General features: G+C 62.0%; 23 protein-coding genes and 1 tRNA gene. 14 read left to right on the top strand and 10 right to left on the bottom strand.

Features of this window, described 5'->3' with window-relative positions; all coding sequences use genetic code 11:
• Positions 1-5: 5 nt before the first annotated feature.
• The 4 genes from FFI89_RS33210 to FFI89_RS33195 all read right to left on the bottom strand — a co-directional run bounded on the left by FFI89_RS33210 (position 6) and on the right by FFI89_RS33195 (position 3,470).
• Positions 6-1,010 (bottom strand): glycosyltransferase family 1 protein, encoded by a 1,005-nt coding sequence (locus FFI89_RS33210; RefSeq protein ID WP_138831657.1) that lies wholly within the window; start codon positions 1,008-1,010, stop codon positions 6-8.
• Positions 1,010-1,921, bottom strand: a complete 912-nt coding sequence (locus FFI89_RS33205; RefSeq protein WP_138835940.1) for a UDP-2,3-diacylglucosamine diphosphatase — start codon at positions 1,919-1,921, stop codon at positions 1,010-1,012. The genes FFI89_RS33210 and FFI89_RS33205 overlap by 1 nt, the downstream gene beginning before the upstream one ends.
• Before the next feature lie 319 nt (positions 1,922-2,240).
• Positions 2,241-2,882 (bottom strand): DedA family protein, encoded by a 642-nt coding sequence (locus tag FFI89_RS33200; RefSeq protein WP_138831656.1) that lies wholly within the window; start codon positions 2,880-2,882, stop codon positions 2,241-2,243.
• Positions 2,883-2,888: 6 nt separating this feature from the next.
• A complete protein-coding gene (locus FFI89_RS33195) occupies positions 2,889-3,470 on the bottom strand; it encodes a class I SAM-dependent methyltransferase (RefSeq protein WP_138831655.1) in 582 nt (193 codons plus the stop codon).
• 346 nt (positions 3,471-3,816) lie between these two features.
• On the opposite strand from FFI89_RS33195, the gene FFI89_RS33190 reads away from it, so the two are divergent.
• The 3 genes from FFI89_RS33190 to FFI89_RS34655 all read left to right on the top strand — a co-directional run bounded on the left by FFI89_RS33190 (position 3,817) and on the right by FFI89_RS34655 (position 6,047).
• Entirely contained in the window at positions 3,817-4,491 is a 675-nt protein-coding gene (locus FFI89_RS33190; RefSeq protein ID WP_138831654.1) for a response regulator transcription factor, read from the top strand.
• Positions 4,488-5,867 (top strand): HAMP domain-containing sensor histidine kinase, encoded by a 1,380-nt coding sequence (locus tag FFI89_RS33185; RefSeq protein ID WP_138831653.1) that lies wholly within the window; start codon positions 4,488-4,490, stop codon positions 5,865-5,867. The genes FFI89_RS33190 and FFI89_RS33185 overlap by 4 nt, the downstream gene beginning before the upstream one ends.
• A gap of 103 nt (positions 5,868-5,970) precedes the next feature.
• Positions 5,971-6,047, top strand: a tRNA-OTHER gene (locus FFI89_RS34655).
• Between the two features lie 125 nt (positions 6,048-6,172).
• Here FFI89_RS34655 and FFI89_RS33180 read toward each other — a convergent pair.
• On the bottom strand, positions 6,173-7,081 hold the full coding sequence (locus FFI89_RS33180; protein ID WP_138831652.1) for a LysR family transcriptional regulator: 909 nt from the start codon (positions 7,079-7,081) through the stop codon (positions 6,173-6,175).
• Positions 7,082-7,352: 271 nt separating this feature from the next.
• Here FFI89_RS33180 and FFI89_RS33175 point away from each other — a divergent pair, with 271 nt between their 5' ends.
• The 6 genes from FFI89_RS33175 (at position 7,353) to FFI89_RS33150 (ending at position 13,454) form a co-directional block, all read left to right on the top strand.
• Positions 7,353-8,237, top strand: coding sequence for a fumarylacetoacetate hydrolase family protein (locus FFI89_RS33175; RefSeq protein WP_138831651.1), 885 nt, complete (start codon positions 7,353-7,355; stop codon positions 8,235-8,237).
• Between the two features lie 130 nt (positions 8,238-8,367).
• Entirely contained in the window at positions 8,368-8,856 is a 489-nt protein-coding gene (locus tag FFI89_RS33170; RefSeq protein WP_246669331.1) for a VOC family protein, read from the top strand.
• A gap of 53 nt (positions 8,857-8,909) precedes the next feature.
• Entirely contained in the window at positions 8,910-9,314 is a 405-nt protein-coding gene (locus tag FFI89_RS33165; protein WP_210249052.1) for a nuclear transport factor 2 family protein, read from the top strand.
• Between the two features lie 44 nt (positions 9,315-9,358).
• A complete protein-coding gene (locus FFI89_RS33160; RefSeq protein ID WP_138831649.1) occupies positions 9,359-10,573 on the top strand; it encodes an ABC transporter substrate-binding protein in 1,215 nt (404 codons plus the stop codon).
• Positions 10,574-10,605: 32 nt separating this feature from the next.
• Complete coding sequence (locus FFI89_RS33155) at positions 10,606-12,297, top strand: FAD-dependent monooxygenase (RefSeq protein ID WP_138831648.1); 1,692 nt, start codon at positions 10,606-10,608, stop codon at positions 12,295-12,297.
• Between the two features lie 29 nt (positions 12,298-12,326).
• Positions 12,327-13,454: an amidohydrolase family protein gene (locus FFI89_RS33150; protein WP_168213127.1), complete on the top strand. Its 1,128-nt coding sequence runs from the start codon at positions 12,327-12,329 to the stop codon at positions 13,452-13,454.
• Positions 13,455-13,499: 45 nt separating this feature from the next.
• On the opposite strand, the gene FFI89_RS33145 is transcribed toward FFI89_RS33150, so the two are convergent.
• The gene (locus FFI89_RS33145) at positions 13,500-14,642 is read right to left on the bottom strand and encodes a CaiB/BaiF CoA-transferase family protein (protein ID WP_246669330.1); all 1,143 of its coding nucleotides are present in this window, start codon (positions 14,640-14,642) and stop codon (positions 13,500-13,502) included.
• 133 nt (positions 14,643-14,775) lie between these two features.
• A complete protein-coding gene (locus FFI89_RS33140) occupies positions 14,776-15,738 on the bottom strand; it encodes an alpha/beta hydrolase (RefSeq protein ID WP_138831646.1) in 963 nt (320 codons plus the stop codon).
• A gap of 248 nt (positions 15,739-15,986) precedes the next feature.
• Here FFI89_RS33140 and FFI89_RS33135 point away from each other — a divergent pair, with 248 nt between their 5' ends.
• The gene (locus FFI89_RS33135; RefSeq protein WP_371722220.1) at positions 15,987-16,271 is read left to right on the top strand and encodes a hypothetical protein; all 285 of its coding nucleotides are present in this window, start codon (positions 15,987-15,989) and stop codon (positions 16,269-16,271) included.
• A 193-nt stretch (positions 16,272-16,464) separates the two neighbouring features.
• On the opposite strand, the gene FFI89_RS33130 is transcribed toward FFI89_RS33135, so the two are convergent.
• Entirely contained in the window at positions 16,465-18,327 is a 1,863-nt protein-coding gene (locus tag FFI89_RS33130; protein WP_138831645.1) for a di-heme-cytochrome C peroxidase, read from the bottom strand.
• A gap of 288 nt (positions 18,328-18,615) precedes the next feature.
• Between FFI89_RS33130 and FFI89_RS33125 the strand changes: the two genes are divergently transcribed.
• On the top strand, positions 18,616-19,299 hold the full coding sequence (locus tag FFI89_RS33125) for an alpha/beta family hydrolase (RefSeq protein WP_138831644.1): 684 nt from the start codon (positions 18,616-18,618) through the stop codon (positions 19,297-19,299).
• A 9-nt stretch (positions 19,300-19,308) separates the two neighbouring features.
• Here FFI89_RS33125 and FFI89_RS33120 read toward each other — a convergent pair whose 3' ends face one another.
• Complete coding sequence (locus tag FFI89_RS33120; protein WP_138831643.1) at positions 19,309-20,091, bottom strand: SDR family oxidoreductase; 783 nt, start codon at positions 20,089-20,091, stop codon at positions 19,309-19,311.
• A 162-nt stretch (positions 20,092-20,253) separates the two neighbouring features.
• Here FFI89_RS33120 and bioB point away from each other — a divergent pair, with 162 nt between their 5' ends.
• The gene (gene bioB / locus FFI89_RS33115) at positions 20,254-21,228 is read left to right on the top strand and encodes a biotin synthase BioB (protein ID WP_138831642.1); all 975 of its coding nucleotides are present in this window, start codon (positions 20,254-20,256) and stop codon (positions 21,226-21,228) included.
• Between the two features lie 115 nt (positions 21,229-21,343).
• Here bioB and FFI89_RS33110 read toward each other — a convergent pair whose 3' ends face one another.
• Positions 21,344-22,321 carry a ketopantoate reductase family protein gene (locus tag FFI89_RS33110; RefSeq protein ID WP_138831641.1) on the bottom strand — a complete coding sequence of 326 codons (978 nt, stop codon included), beginning with the start codon at positions 22,319-22,321 and terminating at the stop codon, positions 21,344-21,346.
• A 181-nt stretch (positions 22,322-22,502) separates the two neighbouring features.
• On the opposite strand from FFI89_RS33110, the gene FFI89_RS33105 reads away from it, so the two are divergent.
• Together FFI89_RS33105 and FFI89_RS33100 are read left to right on the top strand one after the other, a co-directional pair.
• Positions 22,503-23,294: an enoyl-CoA hydratase-related protein gene (locus FFI89_RS33105; RefSeq protein ID WP_138831640.1), complete on the top strand. Its 792-nt coding sequence runs from the start codon at positions 22,503-22,505 to the stop codon at positions 23,292-23,294.
• Positions 23,295-23,326: 32 nt separating this feature from the next.
• Positions 23,327-24,133 (top strand): aspartate dehydrogenase, encoded by an 807-nt coding sequence (locus tag FFI89_RS33100; protein ID WP_138831639.1) that lies wholly within the window; start codon positions 23,327-23,329, stop codon positions 24,131-24,133.
• Position 24,134 lies beyond the last annotated feature (1 nt).

The following is a 24,134-nucleotide window of genomic DNA, read 5'->3' as shown; positions in this document are numbered from 1 at the left end:
AGCGATCACATGCCATGCGCGTGTCGGATGTTATCGAGAAACTGGCGGGCGCTTTCCCGCCACGTAAAATTCAGCGCATAGGCGCGGCATTGTTGGCGCGAGATATCCAATGCGCCGATAGCGGCGCGTTGCAGATTCATGTCGAGGCGGCCGCATCCTGACCGGTCGATCACGTCGAGCGGCCCCATGACCGGAAATGCTGCAACCGGCAGGCCGCAGGCCAAAGCTTCGAGCAGAACAATACCGAAAGTATCGGTAAGGCTTGGAAAGACGAAGACATCAGCTGATGCATAGACTTCGGCAAGCGCTTCCCCACTCCGGACGCCGAGAAAATGGGCGTTCGGAAACTCTGTTTCCAGCTTCGCGCGTAACGGCCCGTCGCCAACAACGACCATCGAGCCGGGCAGATCCAGCGCCAGAAAGGCCGCGATATTTTTCTCAATGGAAACGCGGCCGACAAACAAAAAAACCGGCTTGGGGAATGCGAGCGGACGATCAGGGCGCGGGCGGAAAACGTCGGCGTCGACGCCCGGCGACCACCGCATGAGCTTGCAAAATCCCCGAGCCCTTAGGTCGCGCTCAAGCGTCGGCGTGCCGACCATGATGCCGGCGCCGCTGTTGTGAAAGCGTCGCAATGCAGAGTAGCTCCACGCCAGCGGCACGGGCAGCCGAGCTGCAAGATATTCTGGAAAGCGGGTGTGGTAGCTCGTCGTAAAGGGATAGCCTTCTCTCCGGCACACAGACCGGGTGACCCAACCAATGGGACCTTCGGTTGCGATGTGCACCGAATCGGGTCGCGCCGCGGCGATGGCGCGTTTGACGGTGCCGGGCGACGGCAAGGCAAGCTGTATTTCGCGATAGCCGGGCAACGGCACCGTTGGAAAATCCTGGGGTGTCAGGAGGGTGATATCGGCGCCGAATGAAGGCGCCTCAGTCGCCAGATTTTCCAGCGAGCGAACGACCCCGTTTACCTGAGGACGCCAAGCATCGGTCGCGACCAGCACGCGCATTATGCCGCGACCTTTGCCGGAGGGCTCGACGGCGTCTCGATTGTCAGGGGATGCAACCGCGGCCCGACCCATCGCAGGATCTCGAAGCGGCCATCGTCATGCTCGACCACGGCCGAGCAGGATTCCACCCAGTCCCCCGCGTTGATATAGCGCACGCCGAAGTCGTCGTGCATGACGGCATGGTGGATATGACCGCAGATCACCCCCTGGGCATCCTGCCGATGCGCCTCGGCTGACAGCATCTCCTCGAAGCGGCCGATATAGTTGACGGCGTTCTTGACGTTCAGTTTCGCCCAGGCAGACAGCGACCAATAGGTGAAGCCCAGGTGGCGGCGCACGAAATTGAGATGCCTGTTGCAAGTCAGCGCGGCCCGATAAGCCCAATCCCCGAGAACGGCGAGCCAGCGCGCGTGGTTGACGACGAGATCAAACTGATCGCCATGGATGACCAGATAGTCCCGGCCGTCAGCGCCCTTGTGGATCGCGTGCGCGACTATTTCGATGCCGCCGAACGTTGAACCGACATGATCGCGCAGGAATTCATCGTGGTTGCCGGGAACGTAGACGAGGCGCGTTCCTTCATTCGCCATGCGTAACAGCTTTTGCAGGACATCATTGTGCATCTCCGGCCAGTACCAGTTCGACTTCAGGTACCAGCCATCGACGATGTCACCGACGAGAAATACGGTGGCGGCATCGTAGCTGCCAAGAAATTCGATCAGCAGGTCGGCCTGGCATCCCTTGGTGCCGAGATGTACGTCGGAGATAAAAAGAGTTCTGATTTTGGTGACGGCCTGGGATTGGGCTTCCTTTGATGGCGGCGCCTTGCCTGTATCGACGGCGGCATTCCTGCTCGCGAACTCATTGCAGCCATTGCCGGGGTATTCACCAACCTTGTCGCGCCGGACCATCGTCGCGGTCAATGCTGCGAAGCTGATAATGGCCTTGGTTGCGTCGCGGCTGGCTTGCCTCTTGAGAGCCGAGCGCAGCCAGCAAATACTCGCGATCAAGAGGACGAATGTGAAACCGGCCCCCCGGCGCTGGCCATCAGCGAGAAAGGGCGCAAGCTTGTAGCTCGAAAAAAGAACCATGGCTGTGGCCGCTGTGCGCTCAAGAGCGTCAGCGCTGGGCCTCAAGCGGGATAAGGAAGCTCTCATGCAAACTACTCCGCAGGGATGGGATCAGTGCGATCGAGCATGCGATGTCGGGCCCGATCAATTTCAGTGACGTTCAGATGCTGCTCTTGCGTTCGCCCGCAGCTATCCCGGAAGAAACCGCGACGGGCCTTTTGCAAAAGCGAAATCCCAGGAGGATGGCGAATTCTGCCGCAATGAGGGTTACCGCCACCCAAAAGCCGATGCTGACCGGATCGTGACTGCTGCCGCGCAATGCGTATCCGAGGCTCAGGAATGGCGTGTTCCAGGTCAGCGTGCCGAGCGACGTGGCGGCGAGAAATGCCCGGGGCTCGAGCTTGAGCACGCCAGCCGGCAAAGCCAAATAGATCCGCACGGTCGGAAGGGTCTGGCCGATCAGCGTTACCCAAAAGTGATTGCTGCGGTAGGCGCTCGTTAGTTGTCCATAGAGCGAGGGTCGGAGGAAAATAAATTTCCCGTAGCGAGCGACCAAATTCTCGATTCGCTGTGATCCCAGAGCCCTGCCAAGTCCGTACCAGCCGACGGCTCCGATGACTGATCCGACTGTGGTCACCATGATCGTCATGGTGAGAGTTGTGCTATCGGAGACGGTCATTCCGAGAAACATCAGCAGGACGTAGGACGGAAACAGCGGAACGAATTTCTCGACGATGGCCAGGCAGCCGATTCCCGCGAGGCCGAAGCTCAGCAGTGTTGCGATGGTGCTCGAATTTTCCATAATGCCTCAGGTTGTGGTCGGCTTGCGCCTGGTGATGCGGTACACGGAGGCCGGAGGCACATTGAGCAATGTGTGGCCGATGCAGGTTGCCTGGAGATCGAGGTCATCGAGAATGCTGTCTGCGATCGGGCAGCGCGGACCGTAGGTGATCTGATAGAAGGCGCCTTCCGGACGCAGGTAGCTGAACGCGCCGCTCAGGATGGCGACAACCTTGTGGGGCGGCATCGTGAGCAGCCCGAGGCCGCTGACCACAGCGCCGGCCGGTGCGTTCTCGAACAGCCGGTACTTCTCCAGCCAGGTAGCGTCCATCCAGAACACGCGGGCGTGCGGGAAGCGTGCGTGCAACAACCGAACGAAATCGGAGGCAAATTCAACCAACGTCAAATCCTGCTCCCGCACACCGCGCTCCAGCAGCGCATATGTGAAGGGACCGGTGCCTGGGCCAAGTTCGATGACGGGCCCCGTTTTCGCCGTGATCTCCTGCGTCATGAGTGTTGCAACGGCGGTGCCCGATGGCGCCACCGCGGCGACCCGCAGTGGATTGCGAATCCAGGAAAGCAGGAACGGCAGAATGTCAGCGGCCGGCATATCGGTTATCCATCGCGATGAGGGCGCGGCCGGGTTCAGGGTCGTCGTTCGATCTCAAAATCATTTGTCTCTTTCAGGTGGCGCATTCGCATTTGCTGTGGAAGAGGGCATACGGCCGAGCCGTAGAGCGATACCGATCGGTGACAGGGTGGAAATCGCCCGGTCCGGCCGACGGGGCGCTGTGTCTCATGGCTAGATTGCGGGAACCTGTCGCGCATGCGCTCTGAAGAAAATAATTGGCACGGCGTCCGCGGAGTTCCGGTGCAAGGTTGCCGCAATGGAAGGTCGATAGAATGGATTGCGTAAGACGGAAGAGCCGGGTGTGGCGAGGCGGGGGATCTAGCTGATGCGCGTATTGTTGGTGGAAGACCACCTGGAAATGGTCGCTGCCCTGCGTGCCGCCCTGACGCGGCATGATATGATCGTCGATCACGCACTCAACCTGTCCGAGGCTGAAGTAATCGCCGCGGATGGCAACTACGATGTCGTGGTGCTGGATCGTCAGTTGTCGGACGGCGATGGTCTGTCTCTTATTCCGAAACTGCGCGCCAGCGGCAACGTCGTGCCGGTGCTCGTGCTGACCGCCCGCGGTGATCTCGCCGACCGGGTTGCCGGCCTCGACAACGGTGCGGACGATTATCTCGCCAAGCCGTTTGCCTTCGAGGAACTGCTGGCCCGGTTGCGGGCTCTCTTGCGTCGGCCGGCTGGTATGCAATCCGATATTGTGCGGGTCGGGCGCATCTCGTTCGACTTTACGCATCGCGAGGCGAGTATCGAGGGAAAGGCGCTGGAAATGCCGCGTCGCGAGTTGCTGGTGCTGGAAGCCCTGATGCGTCGCATGGGACGAATGGTGCAGCGGGCTTCCCTGATGGAAGCGGTCTTTGGCCTTGACGACGAGGTTCAGCCCAATGCGCTCGACTCCCACATCTCGCGACTGCGCCGCAAGCTCGCAGATGCAGACGCCGGGGTAACGATCAACGGCATCCGTGGCGTCGGATACCTTCTGCGTGATACGCCATGACCTTGCTGCGGCCGCGATCCCTCAGATGGCGCCTTGTCGGGCGCCTGGTGCTGTTGCAGGCGACCGTGCTGAGCGCGTTGATCGTGCTCGTCCTGCTGGTCGTCGCGGCATTGTGGTGGAGCGGCGTTCTGGGCGAAGACTATGAGGGCAGCACCCTCGATGTGCTCAAGGAGGCGGTGGAACGCGATGCTGACGGCGGATTGACGCTGCGCCCGACGCCGGAACTCGCAAATCTGCGATCGGAAATTTCCGACCTGTGGTTCGTCGTCCGGGACGCGCAGGGGCATCGCCTCTCGGAGGGCACCGTGCCGCCGGACTTTGTGTCGATCGCCGGTGCGCTTGACCAGGTCAGGGAGGCGCGGCTCTCATGGACGGCGGGACAAACGTCGCCGCTGGCGGGGCTCGTCAAATGGGTTGATACCCGGGCCGGGAGCGTTCAAATCCTGACGGGAACGCAGGGGCGTATCTCGGTTGGCAGGGTCATCGCGGTCGCGCCGCCTGTGTTCCTGAACTTCATGCTGCCGATTATCGGGCTGATGGCGTTTGCGACACTCGTCGCGACGCCGTTCGTGGTTCGCCGAGCCATGGTGGGACTGGGGCAAGCGGCCGCGCAAGCTGAACGGATCGACATCGACCGCCGCGGCGTACAATTGTCTGTGGAAGAAGTCCCAACCGAGATCATTCCGCTAGTCAAGGCGGTCAACGACGCCCTCGGCCGCCTCGACAAGGGCTACGAGCGTCACAAGCGCTTTCTGGCCGATGCGGCGCATGAGCTTCGAACCCCGATCGCCATTCTGACGACGCGGGTCTCTTCGCTTCCGACGGGGCCGGAGAAAACGCGGCTGCTTGAAGACGCCACCCGCCTGACAGTGCTGACCGGGCAGCTTCTTGATCTTCAACGGCTCGATCAACAATGCGACCGGTTTGTCCCGGTCGATCTGGTCGGCATCGCCCGGCGTGTTGTCCTTGATCTGGCGCCGCTCGCGTTCGCTGCAGGCTACGAAATGTCCTTCGAACCAGAAGATGAAGACATCGTGGTAAAAGGCGATCAGACCTCTCTCGAGCGGGCATTGACCAACCTTGTGCAAAACGCCATCGACCACGGCGGCCGTCGTGGCACAATCATGGTTCGCGTGGCGCGTGCCGGATGGATCGAGGTCTGCGATGACGGAGGCGGCATTCCGGTCGCGGAGCGTGAGCAGATATTTGAGCCGTTCTACCGCCTGCAACAGGGCGGGCGAGGCGCGGGCCTGGGTCTCGATCTCGTGCAGAAGATAATGTATCTGCACGGTGGCAGCGCTGAAGTTGTCGATGGGCCATCCGGAGGGGCGTGCTTGAGAATGACATTCCCAAATGTTCAGCGCGCCGTTTCGTAGTTTCTAACGAGCGAAACAATGATCGTCATGATTCCGTGTGGAGTGACCGGGGGGCCGTGCCTCAAACGTCGCGCCACGCGCGCAGCACCATTGCACGCGGCATGTAAGTGCCTGAACAAACAAGCATAAAACGGTTTCCTAAACCGTAGGTCGCATGTTCGAGTCATGCCGGGATCGCCAACCAAAAATGTGTCCAGCCTGAGCGGGCATGCAGCTCTCTCCGTTCTGATTTCTGACCATGACCGGAATCTCGCCGGTGCGCTGACGCGCCTGGGCCGGCGTCGGGCCGGACGCGAAGCTATCCGCTATTCTGCTGCGGCCAACTCATAATTGTGCCGCAACAGATCGATCAGTCTGCGTGAAAGGTCGGTGTGGTCGGAAATTCGGATGCAGCCGACCGGCTGCCCTTCGTGGGTTCGGGCATAGCAAATCCTTGCAAGCGTGCCGGACCTCACCTCGTTGAACACATGGTGGGTTTGAAACGCCGAGACCAGGTCGGATTGCGCGACGATCGAGCGCCGGAGCGCCACGTCTTCGATTTCCAGCGGGACGTCCAGGATGACGTCAAATCTTGCGAAGTGTTCATCGATTCGCGCGCGGAGCGTGGTGTCGCGCCCTCCCAGGATCCACTTGGCGGCGCCAAGGTCCTGCGGGCCGGGATTCGCCTTTTGGGCAAGCGGATGGTCCGGCCGGCAGTAGAATTCGGTCTCTTCGTGATTGATGGTTTCCTGGATCAGCCCGGTACTGTCCTTGTGCGTGACCAGCGGTCCCAGCACCATCTCGATCTTGGCGGCCTTCAGCAGATCGATCATTTCGGCCTGCGATCCGATCACGATGTTGATCGCGACGTTCTCGTTCTCATGCAGGTCGGCCAGGGCCTTGGCGACCAGCGCGATCGGATGAATGGGGACGGCTCCGATCGACATATGGCGCCGCTTCCCGGCCCGGTGCGATTGCGCGTTGCGCTCGATCAATTCCAGTTCCGCGCGAAGCCTGCGCGCATGCCCGACGATGCCGTGTCCGAAGTCGGTCAGGGTCACGCCTTTCGCATTGCGGTCGAACAGCCGGGCTCCGAGCTGCTCCTCCAGTTCCCGGATCGTTCGCGTCAATGCCGGTTGCGAGACGTGAAGGAATTCCGCCGCGGCGTTGATGCTGCCCTGCTCGGCGACGGTGAGAAACGCCACAAGCCCGTGAGTGTTCAGTAATCTCGGCATCGAGTCCGTATCCCAATTGTAGACAACATGCGGACCGTCCGAGCGACGACAGCATCAGTCCGCCCAGCGCTGGTCTTCATGACATCCAGATTTGCGCGCGCCACGGCGCTTCAGGTGAACGAAATCCGCATAACCCTATCAGCTCTTTGTATTACCACAGCCGACAAGCAGGTGTTACCGACCTTCCCCAAGCGGCCAATTCAATCGATCGAATGTCGCACCGCAAAATTTGCAGGCCATCGTCGATCGTCCGGCCAATGGGTGGAGACACATGAGGCTTCTCACTTTCACGGATGGCGCCGGAACGCGGATCGGCGTGCTGAAAGGCGAGGCGATCATCGACCTCAACGTTGCCGCTCCCGATTTGCCGCGTGAAATGGTGGCGTTTCTCGAATGCGGTGAGGCGGCGCTGGCGCGCGCGCGCGAGGTACTGGCGCAGTCGCCCGCGACGATCGCCTGGTCGAGCGTGACGATCGAAAGCCCGATTCTGCGTCCGCCGAAGATTCTCGCCACCGGCCTGAACTACCGTGACCACGCCATCGAAGTTGGCGGCGAGAACGCCAAGCTTCCGGAGCGCCCGGTCTTCTTCAACAAGCAATCGACCTCGGCCCACGCGCCCTATGCCCCGGTTTTCCTGCCGCCCGAATCGGACCAGCTTGACTACGAGGCCGAGCTTGCCGTGGTGATTGGACGCAGGTGTCGCCGCGTCAGCGCGGCGCAGGCGTCCCAGGTGATTGCCGGCTACACGATCCTGAACGATCTGTCGTTGCGGGACTGGCAGTTTCGGGCGCCCACCGCGATGATGGGAAAATCGTGGGATACGCATTGCCCGATCGGGCCCGTGATCGCCACGCCCGACGAGCTGCCGGATCCGGTTGCCCTCGACATCAAGACGTTTGTAAACGGCGAAGTTCGGCAATCCTCCAATACGAAAAACCTGATCTTCGACAGCGCCGCCCTGATCGAACAGCTTTCGACGGCATTCACGCTGGAGCCGGGCGATGTGATCGCGACCGGCACGCCCGGCGGGGTGGCGGCATTTCGTCCGGGAAAGCCGTGGCTCAAAATCGGCGATGTCGTGCGTGTCGAGATTGATCGCATCGGACATATCGAAGCACACGTTGAAGCCGATTCAATCGGATCTTTCATTCGTTGATCCATCAGCAAAGGAGGCCATCATGGGCGGACAATCCATCCAGCAAGGGATGCCGGACACGGGCGGGCGAAAAATGACCCCGGATCGATTGGCGCATATTGTGTTTAAAACGGCCGACAAGAGCAGGCTGATGGCTTGGTACGGTCAGCTGCTCGATGCTCGCGTTGTCTTCCAAAATGACTTCATCGGGTTCCTGACCTATGACGATGAACATCACCGGATCGCCTTCATCCAGATTCCGGGCCTCGAACCGAACAGCGGAAAGTCCTCGGGCCTGCATCACGTCGCCTTCACCTACGCGACCCTGGACGATCTGATCGCCAACTATGAGCGGCTTCGCGACTCCGGCGTGCGACCGTCGCACTGCGTCAACCACGGGCCGACGACATCGATGTATTACCGCGATCCGGACGGCAACTCCGTTGAGCTGCAGATCGACAATTTCGACAGCAATGACGAGGTCGATACCTGGTTCAGATCCGGCGAGTTCGCCGAGAACCCGATCGGGGTGGATTTCGAGCCCGACGATCTGGCCGCGAAATTCCGCAACGGCGTCCCAGAGACGGAATTGAAGAAGCGCCCCAACATCGGGCCGCGCGGCCTTCCGAACCGCAACTAGCCGCCGGTTCGCCTCGGCTTCGGCCTCGCGCCAGAGAGATAGCAGTGATCGACATGCATGACATCCAGACCCGGCGCGAGATTGAATCCGTCCTTGTGGAGTGGTCCTGGCTTATCGATCACGGCCGAGCCCAGGATGCTGCCGTTCTCTTCACGCAAGACGCGGAGCAATCCATTGCAGGCGTTACCGCGAGCGGCATCGAAGCCATCGCGCAGGGCCTCAAGCGGCGCGCCGACATGACCGGCCGGACGTCGCGACATGTGATCTCCAATTTGAGGTTATCCATGTCGTCGGATGCGACCGTCGATGTGACCTGGATTTTGACGCTGTATCGATCGGACGATGCCGGCAAGCCGGCAAGACCGATTTTGGTCTGCGATGTCCAAGACAGTTTTCGCAAGGAAGCAAGCGGTTGGAAGATCAGGTCGCGAAAGGTCATACCCGTATTCTCCGACTGATCCATGCGTGCAGGCGTAACGGGACGAAAATTTGAGGAGATATCATGAGGAACGGTTGGCTTATCGCGTCGTCACTTGTCTGCGCGATTGTCTCGATGGCGTCGGCCGCTGTCGCCGAAGCTCAGTATGGACCGGGCACCAGCGCAACGGAGGTCGCGATTGGAAACATCGTGCCTTACAGTGGGCCGCTCGCGATCATCTCCACGATAGGCAAGACTCAGTCCGCTTTTTTCAGGATGCTCAATGAGCAGGGCGGCGTGAACGGACGCAAGATCAAGTTCGTCTCCTATGACGACGCTTATTCGCCTCAGAAGACGGTGGAGCAGGCGCGCCGCCTTGTCGAAGGCGACGAGGTCTCGATGATCTTCGCGTCGGCGGGTACCGCCACCAACGCCGCGATCATGACCTACCTCAACAGCAAGCGCGTCCCGCAGTTATTCCTGTCGTCGGGAAACTCGAAGTTCAACGATCCGCAGCGGTTCCCATGGACGATGGCGTGGTTTCCCCAAAGCGAAATGGAGGGACGCCTCTACGCCAAATACATCCTCGAGACCAATCCCGCGGCGCGGATCGCCGTGCTCTATCAGAAGGACGATTTCGGCAAGGACATGCTCAAGGGCCTGAAGGAAGGCCTTGGACCGCGAGCCGACATGATCGTTGCAGAAGCGGGTTACGATCCGACAGACCCGACGGTGGACTCGCAGATCGCGACGCTGAAATTGTCGGGTGCCGACGCCTTCATGAATTTCGCGACCCCGCGAACGGCGGCGCAGGCGATCCGCCGTATCGTCGAAATGGGCTGGAAACCCTCGATCAACGTGCTGGCCTTCGCGTCGATTTCCGTCGGCGGCGTGCTCAAGCCCGCGGGCCTGGAAAATTCGATCGGCGTCGTCTCCTCGAACTTCATGAAGGATCCGACCGATCCGGCCTGGGACGACGACCCGGGTGTGCGGAAATGGAAGAAATTCATGGCGGACTACTATCCGGAAGCCGACATGAACAATGCCTTCTTCACCAGCTATGCCTACAGCGTGGCGCAGAGCCTTGTCCAGGTCCTCAAACAGTGCGGCGACAATCTCACGCGCGAGAACATCATGGAGCAGGCCCGCAACCTGAAAAATGCCGATTACGACCTGCTGCTGCCCGGCATCGCCGTCACCACCGGCCCGACCGACTACAGCCCGATCAAGCAAATGAAGATGATGCGATTCGACGGCACACGCTGGACCTATTTCGGTTTTGTGACGGGCACCAATTGACCGAAGCCGCGACAGTCGCAGGAGAGTTGGCGATGGCGCCGTCAAATCGCAATCCCGGCCACGACGCGCCCGTCCTGATCGCGGGCGGAGGGCCCGTTGGCCTCACGATGGCGCTGCTGCTGGCGAAGCAGGGGATAGCGTCTACCGTTGTTGAACGCCGGCCGCCACGCGCCTCCAGCGCGCCCAAGGCGCACGTGGTCAATCCTCGTTCACTGGAAATCTTCCGGTCGCTCGGGATAGACCTCGAGGCATTGAGGCGGAGTGGCGCAAGTCGTCGTGACGCGGAAGTCTCCCGTTTCATGACCAAGTTGGCCGGAACCGAGTTCGGACAGATTCCACTTGATGTGTCCGAATGCGATGCGATCGCGGTTACGCCGACCCCGCTTCTCAACATCGCCCAACCCAAGCTCGAAGCTACCCTTGCTGTCCTGGTCAGCGAAAATCACCATGTGGATTATCGCCTGGGTCATGCCTGGGCGGGCTGCCGGACGGAGAACGGCCGCGTGGTCTCGACCATAGAAAACGGAGGTCAAGCCTACGAGATTTCGAGCGCGTACCTCGTCGCCGCTGACGGAGCCAACAGCAGCGTGCGTGAATTTCTCGACATTCCGATGGACGGGATTCCTGCGGTGCGCCCGCGCGTCACGATTCATTTCGAGGCAAATCTGCGTCACATCGTCGGCGATCGGCCCGCAATTCTCTACTGGATACTCGATCCCTCGGCGGCGGGGACCTTCATCGCCTACGATATCGATCAGACCTGGGTCTACACACCGCGGGTCACGCCGGAGCAATTCGATCGGGAGCAATATTCCGACGCCCACTGTATCGACTTGATCAGGAAGGCGATCGGCCGCGACGATGTCGTTCTGCGGATTCGTCATGTTGTACCGTGGATGATGGCTGCGCAGGTCGCGACGACGTATCGGCAGGGATCCGTTCTGCTGGTCGGCGATGCCGCGCATCGCTTTCCGCCCACCGGCGGCTTCGGGCTCAACACCGGCATTCAGGATGCGCATAATCTGGCCTGGAAAATCGCGTCCGTGCTCCGCAGTCCCGGCCACAGCGCCCTGCTGGACAGCTACGACCGGGAACGCCGGCCGATCGCGGAGATCAACACCCGGCAGAGCCTGCACAATTCAAACCGGCTGCCGGACCTTTTCCGGCTGGCGCAAGAAACGATCGTTGACGGCCAGGTGAGCGCAGCAGATGCACGCCGACTTGCCGCGGAGATCGCGACCCACCGCGAACACTTTCTAAGCCCCGGCTTGCAATTGGGCTATGGCTATGGACCGCCGGTTCGTGGACCGGCCGAGCCGACACGATACGACCCCTCCGCACGGGAGGGAGATCGCATGCCGCATGCGTGGCTCGCGCGGGGCGAGCAGCGGTTGTCGACGCTCGACCTGCTCGAACCGACCTCATTCACGCTTCTTGCCGGTCGGGACGGTGCAGCCTGGCGATCGGTAGTTTCCGGCCTCGATTCGATAAAGACGGTCATCCTGGACGACAGCTTCGTGTTCGAGTCCGACTGGCTGACCCTGTGCGGACTTAAAGGTACGTCGGCGATGCTGGTCAGACCCGATGGCCACCTTGCCAGGACCGTGGCCGACCACTCGCCGGCCTCCAGAGCGGCAATCGTCGAGACGCTGGGAACGTGGGGCATTGGCGCCGGCGATGACGCGCGTTCTGCGAAGGCCGACGCCTTGACCGGAATGCAATAGCGACAACACGGCAGCAAAGCGAGATGGCGATGCGGAGCGCGGACGGACAGACACGGCGCAACATGTTGCACACAGCGGCGTTCGGCGCCGTTCTGGCGGCGGCATCAACCTCGGTAGCGGGCGCGACGCTGGCCGCCACTGCCGGCTCGGATACATCTGCAGCCCGGGTCTCCGGATACGGACGCATCGTCGACGTCCACTCGCACGCGCTGTTGCCGCGTTGGCTGGACGCGGTCAGCGCGGCCACGCGCCTTCCGCGCGATCGGCTTCAAATTGCCGGCACGCCGGTTCCGCAATGGTCGGTCGAACACCATCTCGCGATGATGGACGCCCACGGCATCGTCGCCTGCGTTCTGTCGTGGCCGAGCGCGACTTCGTTTCTGAAGGGCCGGCCGGCGCGCGAACTCGCCCGCGCCATGAACGAGGAGTTTGCCTCGATCATCGCGCGGCATCCGAAGCGATTTGGCGCTTTCGCGGTGCTTCCGCTGGACGACATGGACGCCGCGGTCGAGGAAATGGCCTACGCGCTCGATGTCCTGAAACTGGACGGCGTGTCCAGCAGCACGCATATCGGCGGCGTGTATCTCGGCGACGGCCGCTTCGATAGCTGGTTTTCCGAAATGAACCGACGGGCCACCACGTTGTTCGTGCATCCGACCACCCCGGTCGGCAGCGAACAGGTCAGCATGGGCATCAACGTTGCCATCCTGGAGTTCATGTTCGACTCGACCCGCATGGCCACCAACATGATCTTGTCCGGTGCCAAGAAGCGCTTCGGCGACATCCGCATGATTTGTACGCACGGCGGCGGCACCGTGCCCTATCTGGCTTCGCGAATCAGCATTCTGGAACCGGTGTTCGGCGCCGGCCCAAATCGCGCCGTGCTCAGCGGTGAAGAAGTATTGAGCGGGCTATCGACTTTCTATTTCGACCTGACGGCTTCGACCGCAGCGGCCTCGCTCGATGCCATCCGGCATTTGGTGCCTGCGTCCCAGTTGATGCTGGGCTTCGATTTTCCGATGATGCCTGCGAGCACCATCGTGCCGAGCCTAGGCCGGTTCGAGGACTATCCGCAACTGACGACGCCGGACCGCGACAAGATCATTCAGGGCAATGCCCTGGCCCTTCTGCCCGGGCTGGCCGGCCGCATCGGATAGGACCCGGATGCCGGTTCGCGTAAAGAAGACGCGTCAAGACAAAAGCTAGGTTGGAATTCCCACTACCTTCCTTTCGACCAGCGAAGCGATGTCTTCGTCGCTCAGGCCAGCCTCCTGCAAGACTGTTCGCGAATGTTCGCCGAGCCGGGGAGGCAGGCGCCGGATGGCAGCGGGACTCTCCGAAAACCGGGCCGAGGGACGAGCCTGTCGTATCTCCCCCTCGGTCGGATGGTCGAGCGTCACGAACATGTCGACAGCCTTGAGGTGCGGTTGCTCCGCGATCTCGGTAACCTTTGCAAATGCGGCGTGAGGAACATCGATCCGCAGCAACAGTTCTTCCCATTCGGCCGTTGTGCGAGTCAGCGCTATCTCGGCCATTCTCTTGTAGATGCGGTCGATATTGTGTGCGCGTGCTACCGGATCCCGCACCGCAAAGTCTTCGATACACTCGGGATGCCCAACAGCTTCGAAGAACGAGCACCAGTTATCGCCGGAGTAGGGCAGCATCGTAAGCCAGCCGTCTTTGGTGCGTACGGGGCGCCGTTCCTTCATGCGCTTGTAGCCGGCAGGACCGATCGGCGGAACAAAGGCGTGACCACCCAGCATTTCAATGCTGTTGAACGCGGCAATGGTCTCGAGCATGGGTATCTCGACCATCTGTCCTTTGCCGGTCCGCTCGCGGTGCACTAGCGCTGCGGAGATCGCCGCTGTCAGCACCAATCCGCAGATCTTGTCGCCGACCAGGCTTGGAACGAAAGCGGGCTCCTCGTCGGTGCCCATCGAGGAAGCAAAGCCGGAGCTGGCCTGTATGATCTCGTCAAACGCCGGACGGGCAGCCCACGGACCATCCTGCCCGAAGCCGGTCGCGGCCGCGTAAACCAGCCGCGGATTGAGTTGCTGGCAATCCTCGTAGCCAAAGCCCAGTCGCGCCAACGCCGCCGGGCGGATATTGGTCACCAGCACATCGGCCTTCGCGATCAAGCGCTGCAACACAGCCTTGCCGTCAGGATGCTTCAGATCCAATGCCAGGCTGCGCTTGTTTCTGTTGGTCGCCATGAACTGGCCACTCATGCCGCGGGTGCGAAACTGGCCGGAATATCGCCACGTGTCGCCCGTCAGGGGCTCGACCTTGATGACTTCGGCGCCCCAATCGCCAAGCGTTTGCGCCGCATACGGACCAAACAGCACGCTGGTAAGATCGAGGACCTGGACGCCAGCGAGTGGACCAGTGGATTGATTCATCGGAATTAGAACCTCAGGTGAGTATCGTGCGACCTCTGGATACGCTCGCAACGCGGCATCGCTATTTTTGTTCGGCCTCTCAAGCGCCCTTGTCCAGCAATACCTTGAAATCCGCGCGTGCGGCTTGCGCCTCGCGTCTCGCGGTCTCGGAAGCTTCGCCGAGGCCGAAATAGCCGTGAATGAGTCCAGCGCCATGGTGATATTGGGTCGGGACGCCGGCAGCTTGCAACGCGTCCGCGTAGGCCTTGCCCTCGTCGCGCAGCGGATCGAACCACGCCGTGGTGACGACCGCGGGCGCGAGGCCTGCGAGGTTTTTCGCGCGCAGCGGCGAGGCGCGCCAGTCGGTGCCGTGCGAGGGATTGGCGAGGTAATGGCCGCAAAACCATTCCATCACCGCGCGTGACAGGAAGTAGCCTTCGGCGTTTTCCGCGCGCGAGGGAAACCGGGCGTTTTCTTTGGCATCGGCGAAATTTCCGACGACGTCGGTGACGGGATAGACCAGCAATTGCGCGGCAAGCTTGATCCCGGCGTCGCGACAGGCGATCGCAGTGGCCGCCGCCAGGTTGCCGCCGGCGCTGTCGCCGGAGACGCCGACGCGCGTAGCATCCCCGCCGAACTCGGCGATGCGTGCGATCACGTCCTTGGTGGCCGCGAACGCGTCCTCGAATGCGCCGGGAAAGCGCACTTCGGGCGGGCGTCGATAATCGACGGATATCACGACCGCGCCGGTCTCGATTGCAAGCAGCCGCGCCTGCCGGTCATGGGTTGCGAGATCGCCGGCGACCCAGCCGCCACCATGAAAGAACACCACCGTCGGCGATTTGCCGGTCGAATTGCGATAGAGACGCGCCGCAAGCTGGCCGGCCGCGCCCTTTACCTCGATGTCTTCCGCGCTCATGACCGGTGGCGGCGGCACTGCCGCGCGTGCAGCTGCCAGCGCGCTCAGCGCGTCGCGCGCGCTCTGCGGCGTCATGTTATCGGGATCGCGCAGCGGCAACAGCGGAATGATCTGGGCGATGACGGGATCGAGCGGCGTAATCATGCGGGGCCTCGCGTTGGACAGGGCCGCACCATAGGTCGCGCCTGCAGCCCTCGCAATTCTGTTTGCTGCATGCCCCTGAGTGCGCCGATGCCGAGCTGCGCTTTGTGCAGCACGGAAAACAAGGCCACATCGATCATTTCACTTAATTGATAGTATCTCCCGCAAGCAGGTGCTCGGCGCCCGCCGATAGACTGGTTTCCGGTTTACGCGCTGTTATCCCTGCGGAGCGCGTGCAGGGAACGGCCGGCATGGCCGTTCATTATTCCTTACTCCTTGCCGGGAGTGGTGCGATGAATGATCTTGTCAAGATCGACCGGGCGCTCGATGACCTGCTGGTGCAGCTCGGCGGGATGGTTCTGCGGTTGTCCAGTCCGCAAGTGACGCGAACCGCGGAAGAACGGCGCGCGCTGGCACGCTCGGTCATTCAATACTCGCAGTGTGCGGCGCGTTCGCAAGATCCGCGGGTGCTTGAGCTCAAGACCGAGCTCGAAGGGACGCTCAAGCCACGCCTGCGATTGGTTGTCAGCCGATAGCCAACGCGCCCGCGGACAGTCGGCCGGGCTTGCCGCCTTCGCCAAAGCTCCGGCGAACCAAGGCACACGAAGCCTCGGCGAAGCCTTGGCGTAGCCGGGACCCGACCATCCACGGCTTTGTTGCTTCGGCTCAAGCAAGACGTGGATGCCCGGCACAAGGCCGGGCATGACGACAAGGAACGGGTCAGGCGTCTCACAGCGTCTTGAGGTACTCGATCAGCGCCTTGCGATCGTCGGGCGATAGCGCCGGTCCGATGATGCCTTTGACGGGCTTGTTCTCGTCGTACTCTTTCCGGAACTGGTGGCCGCTGTTCGAATTGCCGCGGATCGAGGTGTCGAATTCAAAACCGTTGGCGAGGTAATCGGTCTTGTAACCGAGATTGACGGGATCGTATTCGCGGTTGCCGAGATAGAATTTCGTTGGCCGCTCTTCGATCGGGGACAGCAGCGCGTAGACGCTCGGCACCGAAGCGTTGTGGAGATAGGGTGGTGTCGCCCATACGCCGTTGAGCGGACGCACCTTGTAGGCCAGCTCGCCGCGGAGCTCGTTCGGCATATATCCGTTGATGCGCTGCCGCTCCGCCTCACTCAACGGCGGCTTCGGCTTTCCGTTCTTGTCCAGCGGTGGCTGCGGCCGGTCGTAGATGTAGTTGACGGTCTTCACGACCACTTCGCCGAGCGCAAATGCGAATCCGGTCTTGTCGATTCCGAGATTGGGGGGAACCGCAACCGTCCTCGCTGCCATGTCCGCGGCCTGCGCGGGATCGGTGCCGATATGCTCGATCGGGATATTTTCGAGAACCATGACGTGCTCGCCGTTCTGGTTCGTCCGCCACCAACTCTTGTTGTTGAAATCGTAGAAAGCCTCGCTCGTCACCGGCGGCCGATGACATCCCTGACAATGCGACTCGTAAAGTTTGGCGCCCTGCGCGGCCAGCTTCTGGTCGATCGGCGGCAGGATATCGCTTGGCCACTTCGGAGATTGCAGACCCGAGAACCCGTCCTTCGCGTTCGGCGGGTTCTTGCCCTTGATCATTTCCTCCATCGCATAGAGCGATTCAACGTTGACGCTCGACTTGAACAGGCCTTTCGACGGGTCGGTCAGATTGAGTTCGGATGACACGCCGAGTGACTCGCCGGCATTACGCACCATCGGCTGCATGATCGAGCCGTTATACTGCACCCAATCGAACCACGGCGTGTTCCAGATCCGCGGGTAATGCACCGGCGCCGAGGAGCCGGCATAGTTGTCCGGATTCTTCAGGTCGATGGAAAACACCTGATTGCCGATCCGGTTCAGGGCGTCGAGCCGCCCATAGCCTTCCTCGATGCTGCGGGAAGCGACGCGCTTCTCGAGGGCCAGCGTGTCACTGTATTGCTTCAGGACCTGGTCGATCTGGAATTTCAGCGCCGCGCGTTCGTCGACCGTCGAATCCGCTCCCAGAATGCGCTCGGCGAAGCGGCCGAAACGACCGGGCAGATACCGCGTCTCGAACAGCGCGACGCCGATACCCTGTTTCAACTTGAGGAGATCGGTCAGTGCCGGTCCGCCGTTGATGATCACGGCGGTTTCCTTGTAGGTGAAGCGGCCGGTGTGGCAGGCCGCGCAGGTCAGGCCGATGCCGATCATATCCTGCTTGTTGCTCGGGTTGCGCCAGGGCTCACCCGTCGGATCCAGCATCGCGTCGCCATGCGCGAAGCCGATCGGCAGCGCCGTCTTGTCGATCGGATCGGGAATGAAACCGTAACGATCGAGGTAGGCCGGATCGCTGAACGGGCCGGCCGACCAGAACATCGACAACAGACCGGGTTGCTCCAGCGCCATGAACCACTCATAGGGGATACCGAAGGTACGCGTCCCTTGGTCGGCGTGGTAGAACCAGCCGATGTCCTTGTCGCTGACATTCTGGTTGAGCAACCTGGTATTCTTCGGCGCCGGATACTCCGCGAGCTTCACGTTGAAGCCTTCCCGGAGCTGCGCGATGTCGTCCTTGAAAAAGGCGTAAGCGCCGACGGCGACCAATATTGCGATAACAATCTTTGTCCTGCGACGCATGGCCGGCCCCTGTCCCACTGCGCCCGAGGCGCAAAAATCATCCGTTATCAAAAGCCATCAGAGAGTGTTTCTCCTCTGGCGTGTATTCGGTGAATATACTCTCTTTACAAGAGCATCGTGTTTCTGTCCATGAAGCCGGTTCGCGGCTTTGAAACCGGCCGTGTGGGCCCTGCGCGACAGGTTTGCGTGCGGCACGCCCGAAATGTAGAATCAGGGGCGTTGAATAACATAGCTGAAATCTCACATTTGAGATCACATCCTTGAAGTCGGATTCCGGGGATTGCCGCTTTGAAAGCCGCTGACGCGCAAAAGCTCGAGATCGTGATCCCGGATGCTGCGCCGGTCTCCGCGTTGCTGATCCTGCCGCCTGATGCGCGCGCAGCTTACGTGTTCGCGCACGGGGCCGGCGCCGGCATGACGCATGCGTCGATGCAGGCGATTGCGGCCGGCCTCGGCGATCGCGGTATTGCGACGCTGCGCTACCAGTTTCCCTATATGGAGAGCGGCAGCAAGCGGCCGGATTCGCCCGCGGTCGCGCACCGCGCGGTACGTGCCGCGGTGACGGAGGCGGGACGATGTTGTGACGGGTTGCCGCTGATGGCCGGCGGCAAATCGTTCGGCGGCCGCATGACGTCGCAAGCGCAGGCGCTTTCTCCGTTGCCCGGCGTTCGCGGCCTGGCCTTTCTGGGCTTTCCCCTGCATCCTGCCGGAAAGCCTTCCAATGACCGGGCAAGGCATCTCGCCGATATCCGTATCCCCATGCTGTTCCTGCAGGGGACGCGCGACGCGCTCGCGGAATTGAGCCTGCTCGAACCGGTCGTCAAAGGGTTGGGGGGCGCGGCATCCTTGCATCTGGTGAAGGAGGCCGATCATTCCTTCCATGTGCTGAAGCGTTCGGGGCGGAATGACCGCGAAGTGCTGGACGAGGTGCTGGACGCTTTCGCGGCATGGGTTGACGGGATTGTGGACTGACGCGCGATTTCAGCCCGCGCGCTGGTCGCCATAGATCTTGTCGCGCAGCCGCCGCATGCCGGTGATCCAGCGATCGCGGCTCGATGCCTTGCGCTGCATGTATTCTCCGACTTGCGGGTGCGTCAGGATGAGAAACTGTTCGGCTTCCATCGCCTGAAGCACCATGCGGGCTACCTCCGGCGGCTGCAGGACACCGTCGACCCGCGCGGCGCTGGGGCCGGGGGTGGTCATGCCGGTCTGCACCGATTGCGGGCACAGCACGGAAACGCGGATGCCGCGGTCGCCATATTGAATGGCGAGATGCTCGGCCAGCGCCACCGCGGCGTTCTTGGTGACCCCGTAAGGCATCGAGTTCAGCGAAGCCAGCAGGCCGGCCGCGGAAGCGGTGTTGAGCAGATAACCGGAGCCGCGCGCCAGCATACCCGGGACCAGCGCGCGTGCCGCGAACACATGGCTCATGACATGGACCCGCCAGCTCACGTCCCAGTCGGCGTCGGAGGCGCTTTCCTGTCCCTTGCGTGACAGGCCCGCGTTGGAAAAGAACACGTCAACCCGGCCATATTTGTCCTCGGCCGCCGCCACCAGCGCCTTGATGTCGTCTTCGAGGCCGACATCGGCGGTTACGGCCAGCCCATCGATATCGCCGGCGACTTTCGCGAGCTTGTCGCGCGAGGTCTTGAGGTCGGCGACCACGACGCCGCGCGCGCCGGCTTCGGCATAGGCGCGCGCCACCGCTGCGCCGATGCCGCTCGCGGCCCCGGTTACGACACAAACCTTGTCTCTGATGTGCATGTTCCGTCCTCGCGAACCGGCATCCGGTGGCCTCATAACGCAAGATTGATACCAGCGCGCGTCGCATGGTCAATGTCCGTTGCGCGGATAATCGACGCGCGCTGGTTTCGTCCGTACCGCCGTGCCATAAGCTCGCCGAATTCGAAATCCCGGAGAATACGAATGCTTGAACTGAGCAACGAAACGATCGTAGCGACCGCGGTCGCGCCGGCATGGACAGCGGAGGCTGCATGGTCGGTCTACCGGCTCCCGTTCAATGACCTGCTGTTCAAGGCGCAGTCGATTCATCGGCAGCATTTCGACCCCAACCGCGTGCAGTTGAGCAAGCTCCTCAATATCAAGACCGGGGGCTGCCCGGAGGATTGCGGCTATTGCAGCCAGTCCGTGCATAACGCGACGGGTTTGGCGGCCTCCAAGCTGATGGATGTCGAAAAGATCGTCGCCGAGGCGCGCAAGGCCAAAGAGGCGGGCGCGACCCGTTACTGCATGGGCGCTGCCTGGCGCAATCCGAAGCCGAGGGACATGGACGCCATCGTCGAAGTCGTCGGCGCGGTGAAGGCACTCGGGCTGGAGACCTGCATGACGTTGGGTATGCTGGACCGCGACCAGTCGGAGCGGCTCAGCGCGGCCGGTCTCGACTATTACAACCACAATATCGATACATCGGAGCGCTATTATCCGCAGGTCACCTCGACGCGCACATTTTCCGATCGGCTCGACACACTGGAAAACGTCCGTCAGTCCGGCATGAAAGTCTGTTGCGGCGGCATCCTGGGAATGGGTGAGGAAGAAGCCGACCGCGTCGATATGCTGGTTACGCTTGCCAACCTGGCTGAGCCGCCCGAAAGCGTTCCGATCAACATGCTGATTCCGATTGCCGGCACGCCGTTGGCCAATGCCGCTCCGATCGGGCCGATCGAGTTCGTCAGGATCGTTGCGCTGGCGCGCGTCATGATGCCGAAATCATATGTTCGCCTGTCGGCAGGTCGCTCGGCCATGACGGACGAGATGCAGGCGCTCTGCTTTTTCGCGGGGGCGAATTCGATCTTTGTCGGCGAGACCTTGCTGACCGCTGGCAATCCGGGAAACGCGGCCGACACGCGGCTGTTCGACCGGCTGGGATTGCAGCCGGCCTGAGGGTCTGGTCGTCCGGGCTAAAGCCCCGTTCCGATGTAATCGGAACGGGGCTTTAGATTTTTGATTTGACGCGTTTTCTTGACGCGAACCGGTTTCCACTTCGCTGGAAAACGCTCTATCCAGCCCGATACAGCCCCTTCTCCCGCGCCTGGCGGATCGCCAGCGCAGCCATCAGATCGAGCATCGGTGTCGAAAGTCCGGCGGCGCGCGCGAACGCGGCGGGTGCGCGGACCAGCGCGTCGATCTCCATGGCGCGGCCGAGTTCGTAATCCTGCAGAATCGACGGCTTGTGGTCCGGCGCCGGGCCGGTGCGGGTGACGCGCTTGACCTCGGGAAAGCAGGTCTGCGCGATGCTGTTGGCCTCGTCGAGCAGGCGCGGAATCACCTCGGCCAGCGAAGGGTCGTCCCTGACGCCGCGCGCGGTTTGCCCGGTCAGCGAACACAGCACCGACATCGACATATTGGTCAGGAGTTTCGACCAGATGGTCTCGCGGATTTGCGGCACCTCCGGTGATTCGATTCTGGCCTCGTTCAGGGCTGTGCGCAGCCTTGCAATCCGCTCGCTGGCGCGGTCGTCGCATTCGCCGATCAGGAGCCTGTTGCGCTCGGGCGAGAGGTTGGCGGCGACGCCCGGCGCAACGATTTCATTCGACGAAAAGATCACGCCGCCGATGATGCGTTCCCTGGGGACCGCGGCGCGCAGCCGCCCGCCGGGATCGAGAAAGCCGAGATCCGGCACCGGCGGGTGCTTTGGCGAAAGCCCGATATCGTACCACCAGGGAATGCCGTTCTGCGCGAACAGGACCGACGTGTCGTCGCGCAGCAACGGTGACAGTCCGGTCGCGAGGCTCGCCACGCCGGTCGCCTTCAGCGTGCTGATGACGACGTCCTGCGCGCCGAGCGCTGCCGGATCATCGGATGCTTTCACCTTGGCTTTGAACTCGGCGTCGCCTACCTGCAGCGTCAGGCCGTTGGCCTTGACCGCGTCGAGATGCGGCCCTCGCATCACGCAGGCGACATCGTGTCCCGCCAGCGCCAGCCGCACCGCTATGTGGCTGCCGACGGCGCCCGCACCGAAAACGCAGATACGCATGGAGTTGAGGTCCTGCTGAAGGGATCGACGTGTGAGGCGCCACTCTCCACAAGCCTGCGCCGCAGCGCAACCACTGATGCGGTTCGAGCTTGCCGCAAGGCGGAAAGTGATGGATCAAGGTTGATGATATCAGGCATATTGCCTGAAATAACAAACGCAAGAAAACGAAGGGAAATCGCCAATGAGCGCCACTCCGGTCCTGTGGAACCTCAGCGAAAACGGCGTCGGCACGGTCACGCTCAATCGCCCCGAGGTGAACAATGCCTACGATGCGGGCCTGATCAACGGCGTGCTCGCGGCGATGGACGATCTGGGCAGCAAGCCAAATCTTCGCGTTGTCGTGCTGAAGGGCAGCGGCAAGCATTTTCAGGCGGGCGCCGACCTGAAATGGATCAACGGCGTGCGGCCGAAATCGGTCGAAGAGAACGAGGCGGTGTCGCGGGCGACGTTCGAGGCGGTACAGCGGCTCAATACCTTGCCGATCCCGACGGTGGCGCTGGTGCAGGGCGGCTGCTTCGGCGGCGGCACCGGCGTGATTTCGGCCTGCGACGTCGTGGTCGCGGCCGACAACGCACTGTTCTCGATCACCGAAGTGCGCTGGGGGCTGACGGCTGCGATCATCATCCCGCAGCTCTGCGACGCCATTGGCGTGCGCCAGGTCCGCCGCTACGCGCTGACCGGCGAACGCTTTGGCGCGGAAGATGCACGCCGTATCGGCCTGGTGCATGAGGTGGTGCCGCTGGCCGATCTCGAAACCGCGGGCGCCAAAATCGTCGAGCAGTTGCTCGCCAACGGTCCCGCGGCCATGGCCGAGACCAAGGCGCTCGCGCTGGAGAGTTCGTTCGGCGGCATGAGCGTCGACGACGACGCCTATGCGCGGCTGGTCAGGATGCATTCGGCGCGCCGGCAGACGCAGGAGGCGTCGGAGGGGCTGGCGTCGTTTGCGGAGAAACGCGCGGCAAATTGGAAGTAGGTTTTCGCGACCACGATGACAGGAGCTGCAATTTGTCTTCCAAGCGCATTGCCATTGCCGGGCTGGGCGAGATCGGCAAAACCGTGGCGCGCAAGCTGGCGCAGGGGTTGCCGGGTCTTGTCCTGTCTGCTATCGCGACCCGGGACCGCGCCAAGGCGCAGGCTTGGCTCGATCGCGAAGGCATCTCCTGTTCGCTGATCGCGCTCGATGAGCTGCCTGAACATACCGACCTCGTGGTCGAATGCGCGCCGGCGGCGATACTCGACCAGATCTGCCGGCCGATGCTGAATGCCGGCAAGCAGGTGATGGTGCTGAGCGCCAGCGCTTTGCTGCCGCGCCACGATCTCATCGAACTGGCGCGAGCCCAAGGTGGCCGGATCATCGTGCCGACCGGCGCCCTGATCGGCTTCGACGCGGTTTCCGCCGCGGCCGAAGGCGCGATCCATTCCGTGCAGATGGTCACGCGCAAGCCGCCCAACGGCCTTGCCGGCGCGCCCTATCTGGTCGAGAACAAGATTTCAGTCGACGGATTGACGTCCGCGTTGCGCGTTTTCAAAGGCTCCGCTCGCGATGCCGCCGCCGCGTTCCCGGCCAACGTCAACGTCGTCGCGGCGCTGTCGCTGGCCGGCATCGGTCCCGATCGCACCACGATCGAAATCTGGGCTGATCCGGCGGTGACGCGCAACTGTCATCAGATCAAGGTCGAATCCGACTCGGCGAGCTTTACGATGTCGATCGAGAACATCCCCTCGGAGAATCCAAAAACCGGCCGCATCACCGCGCTCTCGGCGATCGCCGCGCTGCGCAAGCTCGGCTCGCCGTTGCAGGTCGGGACGTAAG

Origin of the sequence: Bradyrhizobium sp. KBS0727 (assembly GCF_005937885.2) — a bacterium.
Lineage (GTDB): Bacteria > Pseudomonadota > Alphaproteobacteria > Rhizobiales > Xanthobacteraceae > Bradyrhizobium.
The sequence above is the reverse complement of the archived record's forward strand: the minus strand, read 5'-3'. Positions and strand labels throughout refer to the sequence as shown.